Below are 4,298 nucleotides of genomic sequence, written 5' to 3' on the forward strand. Positions count from 1 at the left end.
ATAAGCAATTGACTTTGTCAACAACTTTTTTATTTTATTTTTAATCTTTCTCAGAAACCCATTTGCGTTTCCGCTCTTATTTCTTCGATTGATTCGTCCTTGTCTCAAGGACGTATGTTATGATACCAGAGTTTCCAAGGATTGTCAACGATTTTTCTATATTTGTTATTCTTTTTATTTTGTTGTGATTTTTTAGAATATTCTAACTATTTGAAGTCTATGCATCTATTTCCCCTAATCCCAGAAATGGCATCGAATCAAAAGAATCCGATGCCATTTCCATCCATTCATAAATACCGCTTTCAATCTCCATCTACACTCTCATTTATATCTATTACCTATTCCTATACTACCTCTCAATCAATTTAACTGCCAGGCTGACACCGCCGCAGACCCACATCACAAGAATTGGGTTCAGTTTCCATTTACGGAGCGCTATAAAAGCTGCCGAAAAAAGAACCAGACTGCCCCACTGGATCATCCTTTCCCCATTTACCTCTGGAAGAACTGCTGCCAGTAGCATCGAAAGTCCGGCACCTGCGATCAGCGCCACTACCGCTGGGCGAAGACTGCCTAAAATACTTCCCATCGCAGAGCCGCCACGGTAACGCCGATATATGTATGCCAATACCGATACAATGATACAAGATGGGAAAATACATCCCCAGGTTGCCGCAACCGCCCCCGGAAGTCCCGCTATCCGAATTCCGACAAAGGTTGCTGAATTGACCGCAATCGGTCCCGGCGTCATTTCGGCGATCGTGATAAGATTCGTAAACTCCGTCATCGTGATCCATCCCTGTCGTTCCACAATCAGGCTCTGTACCAGTGGAATCGCCGCGTAGCCGCCGCCCACGCTGAAAAGCCCTATCTGCAGAAAGCTCAAAAATAATTGTATATAGATCATATCTATTCTCCCCCTCTATACCGCACCGGCCGTCTGCTCACGTTTTCTCATCCAGATAAATCGAATCGTTCCCGCCAGAATACCCGCCGCAATGATATAGATTACATTCACATCCAGCACAAAATCAGCCAGGAACGCAATTACCATGATTGCAATTGAATACAGCTTTTTTTCCTTCAGAACATTCACTCCCAGCCCACAGGAAACATCCAGAATCACAGCCGCCACGCCGACTCGCATTCCCTCTAGTGCTGCTGCCACCCAGATGTTCGACGCAAACGCGGCGTAACAGACGGATAAAACCGCCAGAATCGCCATCGGCGGAAGAATCGTTCCGATGACTGCCACCACCATTCCGGCAAACCCATATACTTTCCAGCCAACCAAAATTGCCCCATTTACCGCAATCGCGCCCGGACAGGACTGTGCCAGTGCGGTAAAATCAAGCATTTCCTGTTCATCAATCCAGTGAAGCTCATCCACGAAACATTTCTTCATAAATGTCACAATGACAAAACCGCCCCCGAATGTAAATGCGCTGATATAAAGTGTTTTTAAAAATAAAACCAGCAGTCGATGCTTCTGTTTCATCTGCCATTCCCCCTTTTTCTATTTTATCTTTTGTCTCTCCCAGTTCTCCTTCACGCAAAACAACATTCCTTTTTCTGTGCCCATTATAACACTTGCCAATTCATTTTAAAATTACTATAATTTATATATAGTTCTTATCAAAATATCTATGATCGTCTATAAAAGCAGCGCCGTCAAAAATAACCTTTCTGACGGCAGGCAAAAAGCAGGACAAACACACAGATACGAATGTTTCCCACTCCTTATGAAACATTCAGGAAAGGAGTTTTCATGACACTGCGGCATTTCCGAATTTTTATCGAAGTAGCATCCGCCGGAAGCATTACACAGGCGGCACGCAATCTCTACCTGACGCAGCCAACCGTCAGCACCGCCGTCCGGGAGCTCGAAGAACACTACGGAACATTATTTTTCGACCGGATCAACCAGCGTCTGCGAATTACCGGCGAAGGGCGGCGTTTTCTCGACTATGCACGTCATTTTATCCAGATGTACGATGAAATGGAACTGGCATTTTCCAATTCCGGAATCAGCGGAGTTCTCCGCATCGGTGCCAGCACCAACGTGGGGATTTCCTATCTGCCACGTTTCATGCAGCTATTTCAAGAGACATATCCCCAGGTGCACACGCAGGTCCATATACAGACGACCGCACAGACGGAAGCCATGCTCTTAAATGGGGCGCTAGATCTTGCAATCGTCGGCGGAACCATCCACTCCGAACAGATTGCCCTGACTCCCCTGTTTCAGGAACACTACACCGCCATCTGCGCGCCGGGACACCCGATGGCAGGAAAAACCGTTTCCATCAATACATTTATGAAACAACCGCTGCTCTTTCGCGAAGTCGGCAGCACCTCCTATGAAGTATTTCAAAATGCCATCCGCCAGACCGGCTGTGAGGTCACCCCTGCCTGGGAAAGCACCTCGCAAGAGGCCATTCTCGAAGCCGTCCGCCTGGGGCTTGGCGTCACGATTCTTCCAAGCACTATGATCGAAGCTGAGCTGAGACTCAGTGCCATTTCCCGGATCTATTTTTCGGATTTTTCTTTTCAAAATACCGTTCATCTGGCGTGGCATCAGAGCAAGTTTCTGTCTCCTGTCATGCAGGATTTTGTCCAAATGGCGCGTGAACTTTTGCCATCCAACCATATTTCCGCTCAAAATCCCCCGGGAATCTTCCCTCATACATATCCTGTCCACAGAAGTTTTCCGAAGGGCTCTCCCGCAGCTACGCTCACTGATCTGCGATATTGAACTACCCTGGGAAAAATTTCGAAATGCATCGGTGCTCTCTCAGATGCCTCTTCGTCATTTTCTGGCAAATGCGTTCTTTTCCGCTCTACTGGAACCAGGCAGCGGACTGGAAGATATGATTCTACAGATGCAGGGGATCGCGTTAGAGTATGCCATCGTCCGCTACAGCCTTTTCCTGTGATGGATGCATGACGGTTCCGGTAAACTTCCGTATGAGACGGTTCGCGATTATCAGGTCATCATTATCCATATGACCTGATACGACGCTGAGGTTATCTGGGATTGGTTGCGAATACGTACGGATGATTGAAAATAATTTCTTCCTGTAATATACTTTTAGCTATAGGTATACCTATATTTAAAAGATTACTGGAATTTGCCCGACGGACAGCGTGCAAAGCTGATCGACGGGCAATTTTATAATATGGCACCTCCGAGCCGGATTTATCAGGAAATTTCCTACCAGATTTCCCGCCTTCTTGGAAATTATATCGAGTCCAACGGCGGAGAATGCCGCGTTTATCCGCCTCCTTTCGCTGTCAATCTGGATGCGGATGATAAAGATTGGGTTGAGCCGGATATCTCTCTTATCTGTGATCCGAATAAATTGACCGACCGCGGCTGTTCCGGCGCTCCCGATCTCATTTTCGAAATCGTATCTCCATCCAGCCGGCGCATGGACTACATTATCAAAAATGCTCTGACTCCCTTAAACTTACCGAATAAAATTCGTCGCCGTCCGCTCCTCCTGTTCCGGAAGACCATATTCTTTCTTGCCAAGCTCGATGGACTTCATAAGAAATGTCATATTCTTTGCAAGCATCCGCATCGTCTGCTTGCCTTCCTCATCCATCTCTGCCTCCCCTTTCTCACAGCCGTGAATACTGTTCCAGTATCTGCTGGATGCGATCGGCATATTGCTGATGGTAAAAAATTTGTTCAATTCATCAAAAGTCGCTGAGCAGCCACCTCTGCGTGCACAGACTACACTGGCACCCACCTTCATGCTCTTATCAAAGGACGTGCTGTAAAACAAGCGGTCAAGACAGGCAATCAGCGTCGCATTAGCCGATGCATAGTAGACCGGACTGGCAATCACCAGACCATCCGCCGCCTCAAAGAGAGGTGCCAGTTCATTTACGATATCATCAAACACACATTTTCCAATTTTGCTGCACTGGTTACAGGCAATACAGCCCCGGATATCTTTATTTCCAATCTGTATGGTTGTTACCTCTACCCCACTATTTCGAAATACATTCTCTATTTCCCGGATGGCAATGGATGTGTTGCCGTTTACACGTGGACTTCCGTTTAGAATTAATACCTTGCTCATTTGGTTTCCTCCTTTTACTCTGCGATACATTTATTCCAACAAATTGCTTTTAAACAGTCTGTAAGCGTATATATTGTCTTCAAGTGTCTACAACTGTCTACATAAAAATGAAAATGCAAAAAAGCGGAAACCCTGATGAATCAAAGCTTCCGCAATAATAAAAAAGAGCGCGAGACGGGACTCGAACCCGCGGCCTCGACCTTGGCA

At 46.4% G+C, this 4,298-nt stretch carries 5 protein-coding genes and 1 pseudogene; 3 read left to right on the forward strand and 3 right to left on the reverse strand.

Going from position 1 to position 4,298, the window contains the following annotated elements; all coding sequences use genetic code 11:
• Positions 1–349 precede the first annotated feature (349 nt).
• Positions 350–907: a chromate transporter gene (locus tag DWV73_RS12585; protein ID WP_117796893.1), complete on the reverse strand. Its 558-nt coding sequence runs from the start codon at positions 905–907 to the stop codon at positions 350–352.
• Between the two features lie 15 nt (positions 908–922).
• On the reverse strand, positions 923–1,498 hold the full coding sequence (locus DWV73_RS12590) for a chromate transporter (protein WP_117796894.1): 576 nt from the start codon (positions 1,496–1,498) through the stop codon (positions 923–925).
• A gap of 270 nt (positions 1,499–1,768) precedes the next feature.
• Here DWV73_RS12590 and DWV73_RS12595 point away from each other — a divergent pair, with 270 nt between their 5' ends.
• From DWV73_RS12595 to DWV73_RS12600, 3 genes and pseudogenes are all read left to right on the forward strand, one after another.
• Positions 1,769–2,755: a LysR family transcriptional regulator gene (locus DWV73_RS12595; RefSeq protein WP_181986269.1), complete on the forward strand. Its 987-nt coding sequence runs from the start codon at positions 1,769–1,771 to the stop codon at positions 2,753–2,755.
• 43 nt (positions 2,756–2,798) lie between these two features.
• On the forward strand, positions 2,799–2,936 hold the full coding sequence (locus DWV73_RS12895) for a hypothetical protein (RefSeq protein WP_182429790.1): 138 nt from the start codon (positions 2,799–2,801) through the stop codon (positions 2,934–2,936).
• Positions 2,937–3,131: 195 nt separating this feature from the next.
• A pseudogene (locus DWV73_RS12600) lies at positions 3,132–3,443 on the forward strand (Uma2 family endonuclease); the annotation flags it as partial.
• A gap of 27 nt (positions 3,444–3,470) precedes the next feature.
• Here the strand turns inward: DWV73_RS12600 and DWV73_RS12605 are convergent.
• Positions 3,471–4,091: a flavodoxin family protein gene (locus tag DWV73_RS12605; RefSeq protein ID WP_107001909.1), complete on the reverse strand. Its 621-nt coding sequence runs from the start codon at positions 4,089–4,091 to the stop codon at positions 3,471–3,473.
• Between the last annotated feature and the right edge of the window lie 207 nt (positions 4,092–4,298).

Source organism: Clostridium sp. AF12-41 (assembly GCF_003461685.1).
Taxonomy (GTDB): Bacteria; Bacillota; Clostridia; order Lachnospirales; family Lachnospiraceae; genus Otoolea; species Otoolea fessa.